The sequence below is a fragment of the Undibacterium sp. Ren11W genome (assembly GCF_049340485.1).
Lineage (GTDB): Bacteria > Pseudomonadota > Gammaproteobacteria > Burkholderiales > Burkholderiaceae_D > Undibacterium.
In genome coordinates, this window is the sequence record NZ_JBMPPB010000006.1 from 89,305 (window position 1) to 110,441 (window position 21,137).

Annotated in this window: 19 protein-coding genes; 10 read left to right on the forward strand and 9 right to left on the reverse strand. The window is 51.3% G+C overall.

Annotated elements, in window-relative coordinates; genetic code table 11:
* Positions 1-7: 7 nt before the first annotated feature.
* A complete protein-coding gene (locus ACO0K8_RS14575) occupies positions 8-1,444 on the forward strand; it encodes a chondroitinase-B domain-containing protein (protein ID WP_422947385.1) in 1,437 nt (478 codons plus the stop codon).
* Between the two features lie 44 nt (positions 1,445-1,488).
* On the opposite strand, the gene ACO0K8_RS14580 is transcribed toward ACO0K8_RS14575, so the two are convergent.
* Together ACO0K8_RS14580 and ACO0K8_RS14585 are read right to left on the reverse strand one after the other, a co-directional pair.
* Entirely contained in the window at positions 1,489-3,867 is a 2,379-nt protein-coding gene (locus ACO0K8_RS14580) for a VanZ family protein (RefSeq protein WP_422947386.1), read from the reverse strand.
* Positions 3,868-3,888: 21 nt separating this feature from the next.
* Entirely contained in the window at positions 3,889-4,683 is a 795-nt protein-coding gene (locus ACO0K8_RS14585; protein WP_422947387.1) for a YdcF family protein, read from the reverse strand.
* A 215-nt stretch (positions 4,684-4,898) separates the two neighbouring features.
* Here ACO0K8_RS14585 and ACO0K8_RS14590 point away from each other — a divergent pair, with 215 nt between their 5' ends.
* The gene (locus ACO0K8_RS14590) at positions 4,899-5,759 is read left to right on the forward strand and encodes an HDOD domain-containing protein (RefSeq protein WP_422947388.1); all 861 of its coding nucleotides are present in this window, start codon (positions 4,899-4,901) and stop codon (positions 5,757-5,759) included.
* 32 nt (positions 5,760-5,791) lie between these two features.
* Here the strand turns inward: ACO0K8_RS14590 and ACO0K8_RS14595 are convergent, their stop codons facing one another.
* The 7 genes from ACO0K8_RS14595 to ACO0K8_RS14625 all read right to left on the reverse strand — a co-directional run bounded on the left by ACO0K8_RS14595 (position 5,792) and on the right by ACO0K8_RS14625 (position 12,015).
* On the reverse strand, positions 5,792-5,986 hold the full coding sequence (locus ACO0K8_RS14595) for a hypothetical protein (protein WP_422947389.1): 195 nt from the start codon (positions 5,984-5,986) through the stop codon (positions 5,792-5,794).
* 317 nt (positions 5,987-6,303) lie between these two features.
* Positions 6,304-7,971, reverse strand: coding sequence for a glycoside hydrolase family 10 protein (locus ACO0K8_RS14600; RefSeq protein WP_422947390.1), 1,668 nt, complete (start codon positions 7,969-7,971; stop codon positions 6,304-6,306).
* A 216-nt stretch (positions 7,972-8,187) separates the two neighbouring features.
* A complete protein-coding gene (locus ACO0K8_RS14605; RefSeq protein WP_422947391.1) occupies positions 8,188-8,943 on the reverse strand; it encodes a substrate-binding periplasmic protein in 756 nt (251 codons plus the stop codon).
* A 73-nt stretch (positions 8,944-9,016) separates the two neighbouring features.
* Complete coding sequence (locus ACO0K8_RS14610; protein WP_422947392.1) at positions 9,017-10,015, reverse strand: LLM class flavin-dependent oxidoreductase; 999 nt, start codon at positions 10,013-10,015, stop codon at positions 9,017-9,019.
* 92 nt (positions 10,016-10,107) lie between these two features.
* Complete coding sequence (locus tag ACO0K8_RS14615; protein WP_422947393.1) at positions 10,108-10,398, reverse strand: hypothetical protein; 291 nt, start codon at positions 10,396-10,398, stop codon at positions 10,108-10,110.
* 184 nt (positions 10,399-10,582) lie between these two features.
* Positions 10,583-10,885, reverse strand: coding sequence for a hypothetical protein (locus ACO0K8_RS14620; protein ID WP_422947394.1), 303 nt, complete (start codon positions 10,883-10,885; stop codon positions 10,583-10,585).
* A 125-nt stretch (positions 10,886-11,010) separates the two neighbouring features.
* A complete protein-coding gene (locus ACO0K8_RS14625; RefSeq protein ID WP_422947395.1) occupies positions 11,011-12,015 on the reverse strand; it encodes a hypothetical protein in 1,005 nt (334 codons plus the stop codon).
* A gap of 176 nt (positions 12,016-12,191) precedes the next feature.
* Between ACO0K8_RS14625 and ACO0K8_RS14630 the strand changes: the two genes are divergently transcribed.
* The 8 genes from ACO0K8_RS14630 to ACO0K8_RS14665 all read left to right on the forward strand — a co-directional run bounded on the left by ACO0K8_RS14630 (position 12,192) and on the right by ACO0K8_RS14665 (position 20,935).
* On the forward strand, positions 12,192-12,572 hold the full coding sequence (locus ACO0K8_RS14630) for a hypothetical protein (RefSeq protein WP_422947396.1): 381 nt from the start codon (positions 12,192-12,194) through the stop codon (positions 12,570-12,572).
* 11 nt (positions 12,573-12,583) lie between these two features.
* Positions 12,584-12,970: a GFA family protein gene (locus ACO0K8_RS14635; protein ID WP_422947397.1), complete on the forward strand. Its 387-nt coding sequence runs from the start codon at positions 12,584-12,586 to the stop codon at positions 12,968-12,970.
* Positions 12,971-13,082: 112 nt separating this feature from the next.
* Positions 13,083-13,460: a nuclear transport factor 2 family protein gene (locus ACO0K8_RS14640; RefSeq protein ID WP_422947398.1), complete on the forward strand. Its 378-nt coding sequence runs from the start codon at positions 13,083-13,085 to the stop codon at positions 13,458-13,460.
* Between the two features lie 66 nt (positions 13,461-13,526).
* Positions 13,527-14,330, forward strand: coding sequence for a helix-turn-helix transcriptional regulator (locus ACO0K8_RS14645; protein WP_422947399.1), 804 nt, complete (start codon positions 13,527-13,529; stop codon positions 14,328-14,330).
* A gap of 66 nt (positions 14,331-14,396) precedes the next feature.
* Positions 14,397-14,966, forward strand: coding sequence for a YbhB/YbcL family Raf kinase inhibitor-like protein (locus ACO0K8_RS14650; protein ID WP_422947400.1), 570 nt, complete (start codon positions 14,397-14,399; stop codon positions 14,964-14,966).
* Positions 14,967-15,869: 903 nt separating this feature from the next.
* Entirely contained in the window at positions 15,870-16,865 is a 996-nt protein-coding gene (locus ACO0K8_RS14655; RefSeq protein WP_422947401.1) for an alpha/beta hydrolase, read from the forward strand.
* Between the two features lie 179 nt (positions 16,866-17,044).
* Positions 17,045-17,632: a 3'-5' exonuclease gene (locus tag ACO0K8_RS14660; RefSeq protein WP_422947402.1), complete on the forward strand. Its 588-nt coding sequence runs from the start codon at positions 17,045-17,047 to the stop codon at positions 17,630-17,632.
* Between the two features lie 213 nt (positions 17,633-17,845).
* A complete protein-coding gene (locus tag ACO0K8_RS14665; RefSeq protein WP_422947403.1) occupies positions 17,846-20,935 on the forward strand; it encodes a prolyl oligopeptidase family serine peptidase in 3,090 nt (1,029 codons plus the stop codon).
* Positions 20,936-21,137: the final 202 nt, after the last annotated feature.

Consider the following 21,137-nt stretch of genomic DNA (forward strand, 5'->3'; position numbering starts at 1 on the left):
GGTCTGCATGGCACGTTTTTTTGCAATAACGCTGGCGGTGACGGCAGCCAGCTTGCTGGCTTTAGCAGCAATGCTGAGCTATCTGGATCGAGCACCCGCCGAATTGGCCAACTACCTGCAAGCTAGCTTAGAGGGTAGTGCTCCCTTTACCCGCCAGCTTGGTCTGGCCGTGGCACGCCATCTATATGCTATCGACAGGGCTGCAGCACTCAGGGCTCAGTTACCAGAACTGAAAATAGGCGCACAGACTACAGCGTCGAACCTAGCATCGTCCGCCCATTTGCTCACGGTCAGCTCTGTGGCGCAGGCACGCGCAGCAATCGCGCAAGCGCAAGCCGGTGATGTGATTAACTTCTTACCTGGCACCTATGTTTTCTCGGGAGAAAACATTTTACTCAATCGGGCCGGGCGCAAAGACGCCCGAATAACTTTGCGCGCAGCGCAAGCAGGATCGGTGCAGCTGGAATTTTCTATCAGTGAAGGTTTTCGGGTGTCGGAGGCCTATTGGCTTATTGAAAATTTACAGATACGCGGTAACTGTGTGCCGCAAGAACTGTGCGAACATGCGATTCACGTGGTCGGCAAGGCCCAGCATTTTATCGCCCGTAATAATACGATGATTGATTTTAATTCCGCGATTAAGATCAATTCGGAACAGGGGCAAATGCCCGATGAGGGTGAACTAGATCACAATAGCTTAAGCAATCACAGCAGCCGTAATACCGCACGCGCGGTCACGGTGATCGATCTGGTGGCGGCCAGCGGCTGGCACATTCACCACAATCTCATTACGGATTTCATCAAGATGCGGGCAGATCAAACCAGCTACGGCGTGTTTGTAAAAGGGGGCGGTGCGAATAATCGCATCACGCAAAATATCGTTATTTGCGAACATACTTTAAGAAACCGCGCCGGACATAGGGTAGGTTTATCCTTGGGTGGCGGTGGCACGGATGCTGCCTATTGCCGCGACCAGCAGTGTCGCGCTGAGCAAACAGCTAGCGTGATCGCGAATAATCTGGTGATAGCTTGCTCCGATGAGGGTATCTATTTAAATAAAGCGAGCGCCAGCCGTATCAGCCAGAATACCTTAATCGATACGCTGGGGATAGGTCTGCGCTTTCCTGAAACTAGTGCCGTCATTACGGGCAATCTTGTTGACGGAGAGATCCGTGCGCACGATACAGCCGTGATGGAGTTACAGCAGAATGAAGACAGCAAGCGCTTAGGGCGCCTTGCTCGTTTCGTCGGCTACCATCCGCAGCGTGACCGCTTCCGAGATCTGTCCGTGTTCGATTTAGCTTGGCGCAACCCGCCCGCAATTCTGAAATCGCCATTCGTCGCTGGCCCCGATCTGTGCGGAACGATCCGGAGCGAAACAGCAATGGCCGGTGCCTTTGATGATTTCTCCGATTGCCTGCTAACGAAGACACTAGCGCGCTAATGCCAGACTAAAGTTAAGCATACAGTTGAACATCCACTATCCATCTATTCAGATACAAACTTGTAGTGTGATGCGCTGCTATGTTTTGTTTTACTACGCAGTCTTCTCTTGCTTAGACTCGCGGCAGGGAATATCCGCATTGCCAATAGCATGCCCATAACGATGACGGCAACTGCCGATGTGTAGAGTAGGCACCAGCGCATGAATAGCGAAAATTCAGAGATGAGCGCTGTGCGATTTTCGCCCAGGATGAATTGTATGCCAGAGAAAACCAGACCGTCTTTGACGATCAAGGTGTCGATCCCCTGATTGAGCAAATACCAACTAACTGGCAATATGGCTAAGCTAATCAGGCCAGGCTTTATGTAAGTGCGGGCGCGATACAGATGTTCGGTCAGCAGACTGGCGTGGAGCGCTAGCAAGGCAATTATGGCGGCTAGAAATACAATGCCATTTGGCGCAATCAACTCTACCAGGTTGTCGGTAATGGCATGCTCGATCACCACTAATTTTGCGGCATACCAGAACGGCGCCAGGAACAGGCTATAGCCCATTAGACGTGCCAGTCGCTTGGAATTGGGCAAAGCCAAAACCGCTAATGTCAGCGGAATCATGAAAAGTGAGTAGAGAGCGCAATAGCGCAGGCTAGTTTCTAATGTTTCTATCAATGCCACCGGCATTACCGAAAAACGTAGTCGCCAGGCTTCACCCCAGTAGTTTTCAGTGACAACGCGCCGATACAGATCTGGCGCCCCGATAATTTTATTCAACATGATCTCGGGTGTTGAAAAATACAGCAGGCCCAGACTAATTAAGGCCATCGCTAGCAATGCCAGCGGAGTCCAGAGCAAGATGTGGCGTTTTTGTGCATTGCGTCGGATGATGGTTTGCGCCAGCCACCAGGGGCCGATACCCAACCATAGCAGTACCAACGAAAAAATACTCGAGCCTAACAACATCTGCTCACCGAAAATTTTTCTGAGGTTATAAGGAATACCGGGTAGATGTAGCAAAATCCAAAACGCCGCAGTCAAGGTAAGACTGGCGCCAAGCAGCCAGCGCCAGTGTGAGGCGGCAGTAACTGAGCTGACGGGAGCAGGGGGCGCCACACTCAAAGCCGAGTCCGATGTCTGGCCCGACCGAATCAACTGTGAAGTATCATTTTCTTGCTCAGCGTGCACTGCCGATGCAAACCCGCTGACCTCAACGTCATCCATTCTAGCCATGGTGCTTGCGCTAATCGCAAATGGACTCAAGACGAGTGCTACGATCAAAGGGGTGGTATCGCCATGGTAGCCGACAAAAAACACCCTCAATACTTCCAACAGGCTCAGTAGCGCCAAGATACAGACTACCCAGATAGATAAAAAAGCTTGCTTGCGTCCAGCTCGCAAACTGCCCGACCACATCATGATACCGATCGCCAGTGTCTCAAAGGCGACCGGCGGGATGTCTTTGGTGATGCCATGCCATAGTAAATTAGAGAAGGGAGTAAAGGTAAAGCTCGCGTCCCAAGGCTGCGCCCGGTAGGGCGTAAAAATCGTGAGTAGGTACGTGCCCAGCGCCAGCCAGAAAATCGCATGACGCGTTTGGCTCTTTAAGCTCATTTCTAAACCATACGCGCTGCACAGACCTAGGCCTATACCGAGCAAGGTCTCTCTGCGCAAACTGCCATAGGCGACGAACACCTCCATAAAAATTGCCGCGGCGCCTATTACCAATAGATTGAGTCGGCGTGGTCGTAAGCAATGGACTTTCAGCACTGCGCAGCCAGCCAGCGTGGCGGCCAGCCAGTGTTGCGTTAGTCGCATTAATTCAAATGGTGGCGCAAATACTGCAGACTTCACATGGTCGCGTAGCAGACCTATATCCAAGGTCGGCACAAACGGAAAAGATTCATAGAAAAACCAACATAGGACCAGCAGCATAGGGAAATAATCGTGCTGGGGTGCAGCTGTATCGGCGTGTATTAAGCGTTTTTGCAGGGCGCGCCAGACTCTGGCAGCAATCAGCAAACCTACACCCATGCCCACCGTGTTCCAAAAAGCATCCGACAGTGAGGCGGTGCGACTGGGCAAATACAGTTGAACTATCTGTATCCCAAACGCTAAGATCAATATAGAAAAAAAACTGGCGACGATGCGTGCGCCTTGGCTCTTAAAGCTGGCGTGTAGCGCAATTCCTAATGGAACGAAGAGTAAAAAATTATCCAGAACATCGGGAATATTTTGAAACAGATGCCACTCTTCCAAAAAGCGATCAAAAGGCATAGGCGTCGCCTGAAAATCAAAAGGAAACAACGAGCCATAAATTATAAAGACCACCACTGCGCAAAAAAATACCCAGGCCGGGAGTCGGGATGCAGGCGTTTTTTCTCTGAGCACGCCGATATTTTCTTGTGCTGAAGGATGGTTGCTAGGCATAGGCTTGGCTTTTTATTGATTTTATGGAGATTGCGTCTGAACGTGTGCATTTGTGTGGAAGAGCCGATACTGGAGTAAGCCCAGCCATTCGTGCATCGCATAGTGCGATCGTCGCAGACCTTCTACACCAGGGATAAAACTGAGCAGCCCGAAATCACTGCTGGAAAAAAATAGAGTCGGTGCCGGTATCACCACTAAACCAGTTTGATCGAAGGCAAACTTGGCGCGCCGCATATGCATGGCATCGGTGACTAACAGAACGCGGTTAATCCCTGCCTGCCGCAAGATGCGCGCAGAAAATTGCGCATTCTCGTAAGTATTACTTGCCTGGTCTTCTTGCCACCGTACCGGGATCGCAAACTCATACTGCAAAGCGTTCGCCATGGCGCTGGCGAGCGAGTCTCTGGCGGGAGCTTTGCTTCCAAAACCGCCCGTCACCAGGATAGGCAGAGCCGTATCTCGATAAAGTTTGGCGGCGTAGCGCATGCGGCCTAAACCTATGTAGTCGGGAATCGCTTTACCGCCATATTCAGGGCTATGCTCGAGTGACCCTGCGGTCAGGATCACGATAGCCTGCGCACCGGTATTTTTGGTGTCAAGTAAAGCTTGCTCCAGATGCTCTAGCGGATACACCAAGAGCCAGGCACCGGCATTGGTACTGATCACCACAAAAATGAAGAGTACGCTAAGGCTTAACTTCTTCGCCAAGCGAGGGTATTTACTTTTGAGTGCGTAAGCGATGCCAAACAACAGCAGCAAGCTTAGAGGCGGCGTGATGAAACTACGAAAAACGGCAATCAGCGTGCCACTGGCCATGAAAACTCTTTCTTGGTGAAGTCCTCAAGCTACGAGTATTGTTTGATTTTATGCAATTATATCTTAGTAAATTTGCCCTAAACTGTGCTGTGTGCATTTGTCGCTATGCTTTTGCATTTGAAATTTTCCTTACTGTTATTTGATTTTGCCTGAGAAGTGCGGTCTAATTACCTTGGTCTAAAAAATTTCCATGTGGAAAATATATTTAAATTGCAATGAATAAAAATATTAAAGCTGCTGCGAGCTTAGAATTATCGATGGATGCTCTGGTCAAGACCATACGCATTCCTGCCCGTCCCAGTTTGTTACTCGATATCCAGACTGAATTGGCGCAGGCAGAGCCTAATCCTAAAAAACTGGCGGGAGTAATTGCCAATGATGTCGCACTGTCTGCCTCTTTATTGAAACTGACTAATTCGTCTTTTTTTGGCTTGCGCTTAAAGGCCAAGTCTATCGAACACGCTGTGAATTTACTCGGCCTTGAGCAAAGTGCAATGCTGGTGATGGGTATTCTGGCGCGCCAGGCAGTGAATGCGCCGAATACCGCGCATGAAAAATTTTGGGATTTTTCTAGTAAGCGCGCTCAGGCCATGACTTATCTGGCACGGCATATCCCGATATGTTCCAGCGACACGGCGCATACCTTTGGCCTGTTTTGTGATATCGGCATACCGCTGCTATCCGAACGCTTTCCTGATTACCCCAGAACTTTAAGACTTGCCAATGCAGAGTTTGAGCGCAGTTTTACTGAAGTAGAAGATCAACAGCATAGTACCAATCACGCAGCAATAGGGGCCTTGATGGCGCGTACCTGGGGTCTGCCGGAGGAGGTAGCCACCGCGATACTCTTGCATCACGCGTATATCGAGATGGACGATGTCGCTACCGATGAAACGGTCAGGGGCTTGATCGCTTTGGCTCTAATGGCAGAGTATGCAATACAAAAATATCACGGTCAGGAATTGTTTGCCGAATGGGAAAAAGGCGGTGAGTTAGCTTGCCAGTTCCTTGGCATTACGGCCGACGATGCAGCGGATAGGTTTGACGAATTGCAAGAACTATTCAATCACAGTTAGGGACTGGAAATCCGTTCCGGCACAGCTACATCCTAGGTTTTTCCGCGTAATAAGCGTGCCGGTAACATGATCACGGCACGGAATAATTCAAGTACACCATCTACCGCAATTCCAAGTAATCTAAATGGTAGCAACAGCAGCCAAAACAGCGGATACAGACAGAGTGCCAGCAATGCCAAAGGCCAGCATATGCTCAGTAAAATTAAGAACAGAAGCAAGCTCAACATGGCAAGCTCAGTTCAGCACTTGTATTAGCAAATGATTGCTAAGGAATATGCTAATCGACGCAGCGATGACCAGGCCTATCGTTGCGATCAGCAGTCCATCCATGTTTTTACTCAATACCATGATCTTCTCCTTAAACCATTGTTAGTTTTCCTAGCCAATCTAGCCGCTCACAAGCGATCAGATATTGCTACTTTAGGCTGGTGCAAAAACAAATTCCAAGGCTTTGCGACGAGCTGTCAATTCTTGGGTCTAATCAGAAATGTAGCCGGATAAACGGTGTGCCTATTTAGATTGCGGCAAGCTTGCAGCAGCTTGTTCAGTTCAGGCGGAAGCTAGTCCGCGCAGTTTCTTGTCCTACGCGGTTAATCCTGGTAACCAACACTTCCTTGAGCGCGCCATGCCGGCTATCGTCAGCCAGGCTGATGCTCGGTATTGAGATTGACTGGCTAGAGAATACCCAGCCACTTTCGTAACGTTTCCAGATCGCCAGCATACTAAAAGCCGTTGTGGCGGCAGGCTCAACGCTGAGTGATTTCTGAGTAAGATCAGCCACCAATACCGGTGCCGCCATTGCTTCGTGCGTGAGCCAGGGGCTAGCCGGTACCAGCGCCTGGCTTTGATATTTTTCTGCGCTTAAAGCTTGCCGGATATTCTTGCGGTTTTGCGTCAGGGCCGTGATGCTGAAATGCACATGCCCCTTGCTCTGCGTGTGTAAGCCTGGCTCGCGGCTTGCCTCTATTTGTTTCAAAATTTCTTCGACTGGCCAGGATTTATCTTTATGCTCGAGATTATTGGTAAATAAGCCAGGCCAGATATGTCGTCCATGAGGATTCTGCGCATGCCAATAGTCACGCAAAACAGTAAAACTTTGCGCTGTTTGCGCCATAGGCCAATACAGTTGCGGCGCCAGATAATCGATCCAGCCGCGCTCTAGCCACAGCTCAACATCGGCGTACAGCTGATCATATTGGCTAAAGCCCTTGATCCCCGCTGGCATGCGGCCAGGTCTGCCTATGCCAAATGGACTGATGCCAAATTTTACCCAGCTTTTTTCTTGCCTGACGCGCTGCTGCAGCGCCTGCACCAATTGATTGACATTCTCACGTCGCCAATCGGCGCGCGATAATTTTCCAGCTTGTTGCTGATAACGGCCCCAGGAAGCATCATCCGGGAAAGGCAGCTCTTTGCCTTTGGCGTTATTTAGTGGATAGGGGTAGAAATAATCGTCCAGTTGTATGCCATCGACGTCATAGCGTTTCACGACGTCGCTGATGACCGCCAAAGTATGCTGCATCGCTACTGGCTCACCTGGATCTAGCCACCATAGATCGCCATAGCGTTTGATCGGATTGGCCGCGAACTGCTTGAAATGTGCCTCGGTGGCGGGCGCTTTACCAATCGCGGTTTTCGCACGATAGGGGTTAAACCAGGCATGCAACTCCAGACCACGGGCGTGCGCTTGCTGTATCCAAAACAGCAAAGGATCATAGTAAGGCTTGGGCGCTTTGCCTTGTTCGCCAGTGAGAAATTCTGACCAAGGTTCTAACTCAGAGGCGTACAGCGCATCGGAACTGGGGCGCACTTGCAAGACGATGGCATTGAGTTTGAGTTGCACCGCTGTGTCTAAAATAGCGATGATTTCGGCTTGTTGCTGGGCGCTGCTCAGGTTTTTTCGGCTGGGCCAGTCGAGATTGGAAACCGTTGAAACCCAGGCCGCCCGAAATTCGCGCGGTGCGGGAGGGGGCAGCGCATCGTTACTCGCGGGTGTCAGCCCCTGCATCGCACCAGAGGTAGTTGTTGCGGGAAATGTTGCAATCCCTGGCGAGACGTTAACGGAGCTGGCTTTTGTGCTTGATGTGCTAGTGCAGGCGCTGATTGACAGCAACAAGCAAACGGTAATGAGTAGTGACAGTCGGCGCACAAATAATGGCTCGCTGGCCTGCGTGTTCTGAGTCAGGTCGAAACAACTTGAGAGTAAACGCATGCACCGATTTCGTTGTTAAATAAAAGAAGCTAGATGCTACTGCATAGGGCCGCATCACACCAGAGTTTCCCGTCAGTCGGCGCTGACTGAGGCAGCAAGTGCGTATGGCTGACAGTCAACATAAAAACCATAAAAACGGGCATGGCTGCACACGCAATCGCCATGCGGCTTGCAGAGCAGGCAGGCTGGAAACCCGCGTGGATATTGCGCACTGGGCTAGGCTCCTGCGCAGTTGGCGTTGTAGGTTTTCCAGGTTTGTTCCTGAATTTTTCGGATACTGCCATCTTTCTCCATTTTTTTTAATACTGCGCTCAAGCGTGGTATCAAGTCTTGATGTCGTGCGCTGAGCCAGTGATAGCCGAGTATTTTATCCAGCGCAGGCTCTAGCATGATGATCTGGTCGAGACCAAGTTTTTTCACACGGCAATAACTGCCGCGCGATTCAATCACGGTATCGGTACGTCCCGCCGCGAGTTTTTTAAATAATGAATCCATACTTGGCGCAGTCTCTATCCGCATACCCTGTAAATTGTCGTCCAGTACTTTGGATCCAGCCCGGTAGCCGTTCAGGTAGGGAGTGAGACTGGAGTAGCCCGCTACGGTGAAATTTTTTTGGACCGTGAAGACCGCGAATTCTTCATAGGTAAGCGCGGGAGTGATTTTTTGCAGGTCATAAAGGGGGCTGTCGGCTAGTCTGTACACCATGCCGTCTATGCTCTGATTCTCTAGCATGGCCTTAATTCTGGAATTTGGTAACTCAAGAATTTTAATTTCTATCGCAAGCTGCGCGTAGGCCTGAAGCAAAATTTGCCGCGCCATTAAAGACGGCGGTAATTGATCGGCGATATCGGCCAAGACTAACTGTGTGGCGGCCGTTGCCGTGCTAGAACAGACTAAACAGATTATCAGGCTAATGCAGAACCGGTAAAGTGATGAGAGAGGCTGAGTGAGAAATTTTGGTAAAAAAGTCATGAACGGCGGTATAACGTTTGCTTGGAAGATGTTTAGACGAATAAGCTAATGAATGCATTGCACGTTTCGCTAGTTAGCACATGCCCTGATGCAGTTCTGCCGTAATCTGGTAAGAACGCAAGCGCGCCGCATGCTCAAAAATTTGTGAAGTGATCATCAGTTCATCGGCGCCGGTATGGGCGATAAAGGCCTGCAATTGACGCGCTACCGTCTCTGGCGAGCCTATCGCCGAGCATGACAGAACTTGATCGAGCAGGGCGTGTTCTTGCGGACCTAGGCGACTCAAATAGTCAGCCTGAGGCGGTGGCAGGCGTTTCGGATGACCGCTGCGTAAATTGACAAAGGCTTGTTGCATAGACGTTGCCAGTAATTGCGCCTGGGCATCGGTGTCGGCCGCAAAAACATTAAAACCCAACATCACATACGGTTTTTGTAATTGCGCGGATGGCTTGAAAGTGGCGCGATACAGCTCGATTGCCTGCATCATCTGGGCTGGTGCAAAATGCGAGGCAAACGCATACGGTAAGCCCAATGCTGCCGCTAATTGCGCGCCAAACAGGCTAGAACCTAAAATCCAGATCGGGACATTCAGGCCAGCCCCCGGAACGGCCAATAAGCCACGCCCGGCGCGCTTAGGTTCAGACGAGAGATAATCCATCAGCTCGACCACGTCTTGCGGAAATTGATCGGCGTCGGTGGCCAGATTACGGCGCAGCGCGCGTGCGGTGAGCTGGTCTGAGCCCGGTGCCCGCCCCAAGCCTAGATCGATACGTCCAGGGAATAGGGATTCCAGAGTGCCAAATTGTTCGGCGATGACTAAAGGCGAGTGATTCGGCAACATGATGCCGCCGGCACCCACCCGTATGCGCGAGGTACCCGCTGCGACGTGGCCGATCAGGACTGCTGTGGCAGCACTGGCGATGCCGGGCATGCCATGATGCTCCGCCAGCCAGTAGCGCTGGTAACCCCAACGTTCGCCATGCTGGGCTAAATCCAGGCTGTTCTTAAATGACTGGGCGGCATCACTGCCCTCGGTGATAGGCGAAAGATCGAGAATGGAAAGAGGTTTCATCGTTTGCAGATTAGGGCAGTGTGCTGAAACGCAAGCCTTATTCGTCTAGCATTATTCGCCAAGCCGCATCGCCACACCTGGTCGTTTTGCGCTTATCGATCCAAAGGCATGATGTTGGTGATGATTATCGTGGCTTTTTCCAGCCCCTTGTTTTGCTTTTGTATATATTGCTGGATTTGATTGATGCCTTCTTCAGTCTTGGTTTGCTGGCTATCACCGCAAAAATAATTTGCACCGTTGCTGCTGATGCCTTTGGTGCTGAGGGCCAGATAGGCGACATAATATTTTTTTTGACCTATTGGGCAATCGAGCGCATAGGCAGAGGAGAGCGTAAGCAGTGCTAGTAGTGACACCAATGATTTTAGCAGCGTAGCAGTTTTCATCTTAAGCCTCGGTAAGTACTGAAGTGAATATTCGGACTTAGGCAAAACCGCCCCAAGGTCCTGGTATCGGCCCTATCGTACAAGCAGTGCTGACGTAGGCGGCGGTTGGTCAAGCTGGAACAACTTTGCGTAAGGCCTAAGTGTAATCTGCTTTTGCCGAAAAGCGTGTATCTTTTGACTATTTTCATCCTAAGACTGAGATCGTCTTCGTGCGCTTGCCGACATTGCTGTCATCTTGCCGGCGACCGTTACTGCATCGACGGCCTTGGCGTTTGCGGGTGTCGAGGAAAGTCGCATGTTTTTGTTCTCGTCTATCGCTGGCACGCCGTTCTTCTCTGTAGCGGCGTTCAACTTCTGGCAAGCTGCGTTCGGCTACCTGGTCGGGTTCGCTTGCGCTGGAGGTCAGGCGCTGGCGCTGTGGAACCGGGGAGTTAGGAAGTTTGGGGGCGGCTTGTTCAAAAAAACGTAGTGCCTGGAGTGAAAACATGGAATAACTACATAATTGTATAAAAGATAGTTCTGTAACGGCAGATGCTCAGATAACTTGAAATAAATGCAAACTTTTAGTGTGATTTATCAAGGTTTACTATGGTTTTGGATAATTTTAGGCACTCAGGCTGTCTCGCTGAGGCTGGGCGTGCTGCTGCTGTCGGTCACGCTTAAGCCGTTGGCTGCGTAGGCCATGCTGGTATTTTCCTGCATGAGTGACATCGTCGTTGTTTTAAACGCGTCATCCATTTCTTTTGTCGCCGCTTGCGCTTTTTTATCGTCCTCGGCTTTTTTGCTTTCTATCGCGATAAGTAACTTGATCTTTCCCATCAAGATTTTCGCTTCCGCCAGAAAAGCACGATCTTGCGGACTCAAGCCGGCGGTGTTCACTTGCGCCAATGCCGCCAAGGAGTTGCTAGCTTTACTGGATACTGTCTCGTCGTTGTTCTGTTCGGTCTGAGTGAAATTTTTTGCCTCGCTTACCAGCGCTGCTGCTTGCTTAATTTGTGCTGCGGCTGAGTTTTGTTCTGAGTCTTGTATTGAGTCTAACGTTGAATTTTGAGCCGTCTCTTTGCTTGAAGGGATGCTCGAGTCGCTCGCCACTTGCGCATTCGCAGTCACTTGCGCTGCCAGGCTTGCAGCTGTGCTGGCTTCGCTTGCAGTGCTGGCAGACGTCGTCGCGTCTGCCGTGTTTGCTGGCGCATCGGCGACTCCCGCCTCGCTAGTGTTCTCCGTTTGTGGTGCAATGTTGAGTGTTGCTTGCGGCGCTGCGGGGGCGGAATCGCTGCCGCCATATTCACGTACCGCCGCAGCCAGCTCTTTTGCCAGGCGTATCGCCTCACGAGGGTTACCTGCGACACCGGCAAATCTCATCAAGCCCTCTAACTGCATTTTTATCCAGGCAATTTTTTGTCTGGCGGCATCTTTATGAGACGTAAATTGCATGGCCCCGTTACTGAACGAGGCTGCGGCCACGGTATTCTTCGCTTTTAGCGGACTCAGGCTCACGCTCACATTCGTGCTGCTAACTGCTGGCGTTAGCGTTTTGGTGCTCTCCTTGTCTGCGCTGCTTTTAACTTGCGGCACTTGTTGTGAGGCGAGAGATAGATATTTGCTGATGTTGAGCACTGGAGTTTTTCCGCAGAAAATAATTTTTGATGAGCTGATACTGAGGTAACGGTGAAATCGGCAAAAAATGAAGCGTTCAAAGTGAGAAACATGTCCGAAATACAAATTTAATGCTAATCTGCTGGCTAGCCGGGGCCACAAGGCTAGCCCGGATTAACCCTCACGCTGCCTATTGAATGACTGAAAACCAAGAAAAGAAGTGCCACGCCATTATCCATGCGCATGCCGTTGCCGCCGCCGCGGGGAATGCGGTGCCGGTGCCCGGTCTGGGTGTGGCCACCGATATGCTGTGCATGACGGCGATGGCGATGAGTTTATGTGCCGTATTCGGCGGAAGTATCACGCAAGAAGCAGCGAAGGTACTTGCCATTGCTAGCCTGAAAAACAGCATGCTCAAGCAACCCATCAAAGTTTTGAGTAAAGAACTATCCAAGTTCATTCCGTTGCTCGGGCAAGTCGTCGCGCCTGGTATCTCGGTGGTAATGATAGAAGCCGCTGGCTGGACCCTGGCCAAAGAGCTGGAAGCGAAAGCGCGGCAAGTCGCTGCTAATGATTAGGCGAGGTATAAGTGAACGATGCTCTGGATGCCAAGAATAGGCTGAGCGCTAGCTGCCACTGCGGCCGTATTCAAATCAAGGTGCCAGCACCGAGCGCATTTTTAATCGATTGCAATTGCTCTATCTGCCGTCGTTATGGCGCACTGTGGGCTTGCTATAGTTTGAAGCAGGTTGAAATAATTGGGCATCCTGAGCATAGCGTCGCTTATCTGTGGGGCAAGCAAAGCATACAGACCATGCACTGCGTGGTGTGCGGCTGTGTCACGCATTGGGAAGCACTAACAAACGAACCGGACCGGAAAATGGCGGTCAACGCAAGAAATTTTGAGCCCGGAGTATTCGATGGTGTTCCTATCCGGCATTTTGATGGTGCCGATAGCTGGACTTTTCTCGACTAATATAGGTCGCAATGCATCATTGAGCGCTCATGTCTTACGCAAAAAACCACCTTGTGGAGCGATTCTGCCAGGGTGATTTAGTAGAAATCCAATTTAAATGAAAGCAACCAGGATGAACACGACCGAACAAGAAATCCGCACGCTGGAAGAACAGCTACGCCTGGCCATGTTAACTGGCGATGTCGCCAAATTGGATCAGCTCATTTGTGCCGATATTATCTTCACCAATCATCTGGGGCAGCTATTTACGAAGGAGGATGATCTGGCCCTGCATCGCTCCGGAGTGTTGAAATTTATTGGCATGCAGCTGTTAGAGCAGCATATAAAAATCCAGCAAAACACGGCCGTGGTATCGGCCCGTATGCTGCTCTCTGGTACCTACGCCGATGCCCCATTTGACGGCGATTTGCGCTACACCAGAGTCTGGCAGCAGAGTGATACGGGGAGCTGGCACATCATCGCCGGCCATATCAGCGCAATCAGTGTTTAAAACAAATCCCCTCAGAGCAGCGTACGAAGCTGCGGACAATTCGGCGGACTATTCCGCGGACAATTCATGACTCAGGCATTTGCCCACATCCTCAGTACTAGGGTACAGCACAGGGTGCGTACCAGTATGGTGCGCGACGACATGCTCGGCTATATCGTCTCTGGCAGTAAGCGCTTATTGCGCCCTGGTGTGAGCGCGCAATACAAAACTGGCGAGTTCTTCCTGATTGCGCGCGGCACACTATGGGATATGGTGAACGACACTGCGCCACAAGGGGCCTATGTGGCGCATGTTATCTTGTTGACGCCTGCACTAATCGAGCTTTTTCACGAAGGTTTTGCACAGTTTTCTGTACTTGAACCCGTGCAGGCCTGCGCCAAAATTGCGCAAGATACTTCACTGCAAGAAGCCTACGCGCGTGCCTTTGAGTCCCTGAGAAATCCGGATATTTCAAGCGCGCTGAGCCAGCATCGCTTGCTAGAATTGTTGCTGATGCTGGCCGAACAGGGCCTGGTTTTTTCACCTGCGTCTGGTCTAAGCTGGGCCGATCGCGTGCGTCGTATGGTAGCGCAGCGTCCGCACGATGCATGGACCGTTAATCAGCTGGCGACTAGTTTTAATCTCAGCGCCAGCACCTTACGGCGTCGCCTCGATAGCGAAGGCAGTACCGTCAGTGACTGCGTGCGCGAAGTGAGGCTAGAGACGGCACTGTTACTGCTGCAGACCACCATGCTGCCGGTGTCCGATATTGCCTACCGCTCTGGCTATGCCTCGCACAGCCGCTTTTCCGCCGCGTTCCGAGAACGCTTTGGATTTACGCCCTCACATTTGCGCCCAGCCATGAACTCTGGCGCACAGCATTTGGCGTAATCGGGCTAGTGGGGCGGCGACAATAATGCGATGATTCAAGTCCCTTCAATTATCCAAGGATATCCCATGAAAACTCAGCTTCTTAAGACCGTCTTCAGCAGCGCAGCGCTATTGGCTGCCGTCAATCTGGCGCACGCCGCCGATTTCCATCTGAGTAGTAGCGAGATCAAGGCAGGCGCTTTGATGGATAAAAAATTCGAATTTAACAGTTTTGGTTGTTCTGGCGAGAACAAGTCGCCCGCCTTGCAATGGAAAGGTGCACCGAAAGACGCAAAAAGTTTTGCCGTCACCGTCTACGATCCGGATGCGCCTACCGGCTCTGGCTGGTGGCACTGGTCAGTGATCAACATCCCGGCTAGCGTGACAGAATTAAAAGCCGATGCCGGCGCCGTCGGCGGTGCTAATCTGCCAGCCGGCGCCGCGCAAGTGCGGATCGATTATGGCGTCGCAGCCTGGGGCGGAGCCTGCCCGCCAGTTGGCGATAAAGCACATCGCTATATCTTCACCGTGCATGCACTCAAAGTCGAAAAATTAGAGATCCCGGCCGACGCCACTGCGGCATTGGCAGGCTATATGATCAACGCCAACAGCATCAAAAAAGCCAGCTTCACGGCTAAATATGGTCGTAGCAAATAGGTAGAAAAGAAGTAAAAAATAAGCAGAAAAAAGCAGCTAGCGCCATCTCTGGCTTTATCTAGGGATGGCGCAATGACCGCAATAAATTTTTTAAGCACCTAGCCGCTCGCGCATATCCCATGCGGGTCTCCAGCATGCATGGCCTGCAAGCCGCATGGGATATGCGTGGTGGCCGGGGGGGATGAAGAAATGCCGTGCGGTGCAATCCGCCGGTGACGTTTGACTTGCTTAGTGTGGGTTATGGCCATATAGACCATTAACAATTGAGATGAAGTTTTCTTGTTCTTAAATACGACGCGATGCTGAAGGCAAAAAATCCGCTACCCATAATTACCATGAACCATTCAGGATTTCTGTTTTCCGTTAAAGGATAAAGCCCAAATCCAGCGAAAATAAACGCAAAAAACATAGAAAATAATATACCAGTGGATGGCATCCTGGATTTACTTCCAATGCTGTAAAGTTGTTTGGCTCTGTCATTGAGCTCATTAATGATTAAAATTTCGTTTGCGCACCGGTCACCACAAACTAGACCTCGCCCAGTATCTTTGACGCAGGCCTGACAGACTGCCTTAGCGCAATATTTGCATATTCCAATTGCGTCATTCTCTTGATGTTGGTAACAATGCATAACTATCCTTAGTTGTTATATTTGATTCTATTTTATCAATAAAGTTAACAAAATCGAAAAGTATTTATTAAAAATCTTATCTGTACTAGCGATCAAAACATTGCTTAAGATATAATTTTTCTCGTCTATGTTTATGTTTGCTGTGTAGGTATTTCGCCGTGAATCGTCATTAGCACTTGCTTCGCCCTAGTTGGGCGCTTACTCTGCAGCATGGATTTTTTCTAGCTGCGTCTTTTGACGCTTTGCTTAACGATGGCTGCCACAATATTTTTATGACTTTTACTTCGTCTCCGAACGCAGCGCAATGGAGCGCCGATATTTTGCCGGGCTTTGAACAACTGAGCCTGAACGTGGCGTCGGGCGAGATGGACGAAGCGCTGGAAATTACCCTGGTGCGCCGTCTGTGCAGTAGCCAGACCGAGGCTGGCAAAGCGGCGGTGTTATACATCCACGGTTTCGTCGATTACTTTTTTCAGACCGAGCTGGCTGATTTTTATCATGCGCAAGGAATGGATTTTTATGCGCTCGATTTACGTCGTCACGGCCGATCTTTGCGGCCGGGGCATTTGCCGAATTTTACGGTGGATGTGAATGATTATCTGCAAGATGTGGATGCCGCAATTAGCTTGCTACGCCAAAACGAGCATGTGACTTGGTTGATGCTCAATGGCCATTCTACCGGCGGTTTGGTGGCAGCACTGTATGCGCATCGAGGTGCGCAAAAGGAGCAGGTCAAGGCGCTGTTTTTGAATAGTCCGTTTCTGGATATGAATCTGCCGGCCTGGCAAGAGAAGTATGCCGAACCAGTGCTGGCCTGGCTGGGCAAGTTTTTCCCTTACTGGCGTCTGCCAGGTTTGCCGACCATGTACGGTCGCAGCCTGCATGTGAAGCATCAAGGGCAGTGGGATTACCGTACCGATTGGAAACCGATCGCCGGTTTCCCTGTGTATGCGGGCTGGTTTCGCGCCATCCATCTGGCGCATGAGGAGGTGGCGCGGGGCTTGCAGATCGCTTGCCCTTGTCTATTGCTGCACGCCGGACATAGCTTGCGCCCTAAGGTCTGGAGTGAGGCTGCGATGAGCGCCGATATCGTGCTCGATGTGGCTGATATGCAGCGTCTGGCACCTGGTTTAGGCTCGCAGCTAGAGTGCCATGCAATACCTGATGGCATCCACGATCTGGTGTTGTCGCGCCCGGCGGCGCGCGCGCAAGTCTGGCAATTGCTGGGGGCATGGCTGAACCGGGTCAGGACAGATAGCGCAAGATGACCCTGCCAGAGGCGCATATTCCATGCGCCCTGCAGGCCATGCAGGCTGGAAACCCGCATGGAATATGCGCCTCTGGCCTGCCATCGTGAAATATGATCAGCAGAAAAAACTTTGCCTGCGAATAATAAAATTCTCGCCATGGTGACTATGCATGGCGCTAATCCGCTATCATCTTGCCTATGACCTCTGAAGAAATCCTCCTGCTGCCCTCGTATCCCGGTATCCCCTTTGACAATATCTGCCTGGTGCGTTCCGAGTCGGACACCGAGCGCGCTTATGCCGCCATGAGTGCGGCCGATGTGCTCGGTTTTGATACCGAATCGAAGCCGATATTTTTCAAGGGCCAGCAATCGGATGGCCCGCATCTGATACAACTGGCTACCGACACCGAGGTCTTTTTATTTCCGGTGTTGCAGCCTACCCAGATACCGGCGGTGCAGGCGGTATTGGAATCTAAGCTGATACTCAAGGTTGGTTTTGGTTTGAGCGATGATAATAAACGTCTGCATGCCAAGTTCGGCATCGTCCCCGCCAATGTGCTCGACCTGTCGCGCCTGATGCGCGAGAGTAAGCACCGCGACATGGGCGCCAAGGCCGCAGTCGCTAAGTACTTCGGCATGAAACTGCAAAAATCCAAGAAGACCTCGACCTCAAACTGGGCCGCCGCCGCACTCAGCGAGCGCCAATTGCAATACGCTGCCGATGACGCGCAGGTGGCCTTGCTGGTCTACCGCAAATGGCTGGCGCTGAAAATTTGTGGTGTCTGAGTGGTTGAATAAGTTGTTAAGCTCAGCTGACTAATTTTTTAGGACTTACGCAAAATTGTTCCAGCTAGGCGGTCCGCCGAAGACAGTACTTTAGTACGGCAAGGCGGATACAACGACGCTGGAGCGGTTTTGCGTAAGTCCCATTTTTAAATCATACGCATGCGGGGTTCGCCCACATGCAGAATACCCTCCGCTATGACACCTAGATCTGCGATGAAAAACTCTTGCGTTTTGCCCTCACGTTTGCCTTCTTTTAGTGTGATAGCTATGTTGGCGCTCGCTGCGCTCTGTGGCCCGGTCTGGCCAGCGCTGGCGCAAAGCCCGGCTGGTAAGGTCGCCGCGGCAGAGCATTTACTGCCTGCGACTAGCGCGAAAAAAGCGATCAGCCACGATGTGTATGCTAACTGGCGCAGTATCGCCGGCAGCGTCCTGAGCCGAGATGGCAAGTGGGCCGCCTACGCTTTGCTGGCGCAAGAAGGCGATGGCGAAGTAGTCGTTAAAAATCTCATCGACGGTCGCGAATGGCGCTCGCCACGCGGCACGGCACCAGCCTTTAACGCAGACGGCAGTTATCTGGCCTTTGCCATCGCGCCGACCAGAGTCGAACTGGATCAGGCTAAGAAAGATAAAAAGAAGGGTGAGGACCTACCTAAAGCGGGCCTGGGCATCATGGAGTTGGCCAGCGGCAAAGTCGAGAGCATGCCGCGCGTGAAGCGCTTTGCCTGGCCGGAACAGGGCGGCCAAGTGCTGGCAGTATTGTTGGAGGCTAGCCCAGATGGCAAGAAAACTGCAAGTAAAGAGGACGACAAAAAAGACGATAAAAAAGACGCCGCCAAGAAAAAACAGCCAGGCACAGAACTGCTTTTAATCGACACGGCCAAGGCCAGGCGCGACAGTTTTAAGGACGTTGCCGATTTTTCCTGGGATAAGTCTGGCGCGCATCTGGCATTTACGGTGTCGCTCAAAGATGCGATCGCTGCTACGGCCAAAGCCGACGCAACGCCAGCCGAAAATAAGCCAGAAAAAAACAATGACGCTGAACGTGAAGGCGTGTACCTCTACAGCACGGCCGACGGCAACGCGCAAGCTTTACTCAGTGGTGCCGGTCATTATAAAAATTTGAGTTTTGATGAACAGGGCAGGCAATTGGCGTTTGTCACGAATCGCGATGATCTGGCAAAAAAACCTCAGGCCGAGCCAGCCCGGTTAGCGTCGAATGACGCGCCAAATTCAGAACAGAAAGATCAGGCCAAAGACAAAACCAAAGAAGTCAGCAGCTTTAGCCTGTTTTACTGGAGCATCGGGGAGCAGTCTGCCAGCGCCATCGTGGCCGCAGATACGCTAGGTATGACGGCAGGCTGGAGCGTCAGCGAATTTGCCGAGCTCAGTTTTAGCAAAGATGGGCAGCGCCTGTTTTTTGCTAATGCAGAGTTAGCCAAGCCTGAAGCCAAGGATGCGCCGGAAGCGATCAAGGTCGATCTTTGGCACTGGAAAGATCCTGAGCTGCAATCTATGCAGAAGGTAAAAGCTGAGCAAGAGAAGCAACGTAGTTATAGCGCGGTCTGGCATGTCGCGCAAAGACGCATGCTGCAATTAGCCAGCAAGAGTATGCCTAGCATCGTGGTCAACGAAAATAGCCAGATCGCCATGGGTATCAGCGAGCTGCCTTACCGTATGCTGCAATCCTGGGACAGCCTGTATTACGACGCTTATGCCGTCGATTTGCAAACCGGTGCGGCGCGTCTGCTGGCTAGAAAATTGCGCTTTGCTCCGACGTTGTCGCCAGCCGGCAAATATCTGTTGGCCTTCGACGCCGATAGCAGCAACTGGTTTAGCTGGTCTACGCTAGACGGCAGCCAGCGCAATCTTAGCGCCAAACTGAAGGTGCATTTTGAGGACCGCAGTAAAGATACGCCGGAACCACGCTCGGCCTATGGCTTTGCCGGCTGGACTAAGGATGACGCTAGTGTCGTGCTATACGATCAGTATGACTTGTGGCAGATCTACCCTGAGACCTTAGTTAGCCGCAATCTGACGCAAGCCTACGGCCGCAAGAATAAGTTGGAAATGCGTTTTGTGAAGCTCGATATCGATCCTAAACATGAAAAGAAAATGCAGGCAGCACCGGCCGGTGAGCCGCTCTTGCTGCCAGAAAGCAAGCCGCTGCCAGATCAATTACTACTGAGCGCAACCCAGGAAGAGAGCCGTGCCAGCGCTTATTATCAAGTAGCGCTAGAGGGCGGTGAACCTAAGCAACTGCTATATGCGGACAAAATGTTGGGCTGCATGATCAAGGCCAAACTGGCCGATACCCTGCTGTTTACCCAGCAGAGTTTTACCGAGTTTCCGGATTTGTGGAGCGGCGATCTGGCGCTGCAGTCGCTACAAAAAATCAGTGCGGCCAATCCCCAGCAAGGCAACTATCTGTGGGGTAGTCAGCAGATCATCCATTACACCAGCGCCGACGGTAAAAAACTCAAGGCCTTGCTGGCCTTACCGGAAAATTTTGATCCGGCTAAAAAATATCCGCTGATGGTCTACATCTACGAAAACATGTCGGACAATCTGCACAAACATATCGTGCCGGCACCGGCGCAAAACATCAACGTCACACGCTATGTCAGTAATGGCTATGTGGTGCTGCGCCCCGACATCGTGTATCAGACTGGCTCGCCAGGTAAAAGCGCGATGAATACGGTATTGCCAGCGATACGACAGTTGATCGCCAAAGGCTATATCGACCCCAAGCGGATCGGTATACAGGGCCATAGCTGGGGCGCGTATCAGATCAATTATCTGTTGACCAAAACCACCATGTTTCGTGCCGCAGAAGCCGGCGCCTCGATGGCGAATATGGTCAGCGGCTACGGTGGTATACGCTGGGGTACCGGTATGAGCCGCGCTTTTCAATACGAAAAACAACAAAGCCGCATAGGCGGCACGCCATGGAATGCTACCGCCAAATTTATTGAGAATTCACCGATTTTTTCTGTCGATAAAATTAGCACGCCTTACCTGACCGTGCATAACGACGATGATGATGCGGTGCCCTGGTATCAGGCCATAGAGTTTTTCACGGCCTTGCGCAGGCTCGATAAAGAAGCCTATTGGTTTAACTATAACGGCGAAAAGCACGGACTCAAAGAGCGCGACAACCTCAAACATTTTACGGTGCATATGAGCGAATTTTTCGATCACTATCTGCAAGACAAGGCGCGCCCGGAATGGATGGATAAGCCGGTACCGTATCTGGAAAAAGGCAAACGTGATGTGATGGGACAGTTCAAACCGCTGCTGCCGTAAGCTCAGCGCAACCCGAGTCAGCGCAAGCTGGAGGCTTGCTTCTAATCTTGCGTGAGACTAAACGTGTAAAATTTACAAAAAATTAAGTTTGTATAGTAAAAAGCAAGGCAGGCCAGAGACGCATATCCCATGCGGCTTTCCAGCCTGCCTGCTCTGTAGGCCGCATGGGATATGCGCGCCGGGCTTGTCGCTATTTTTTTTG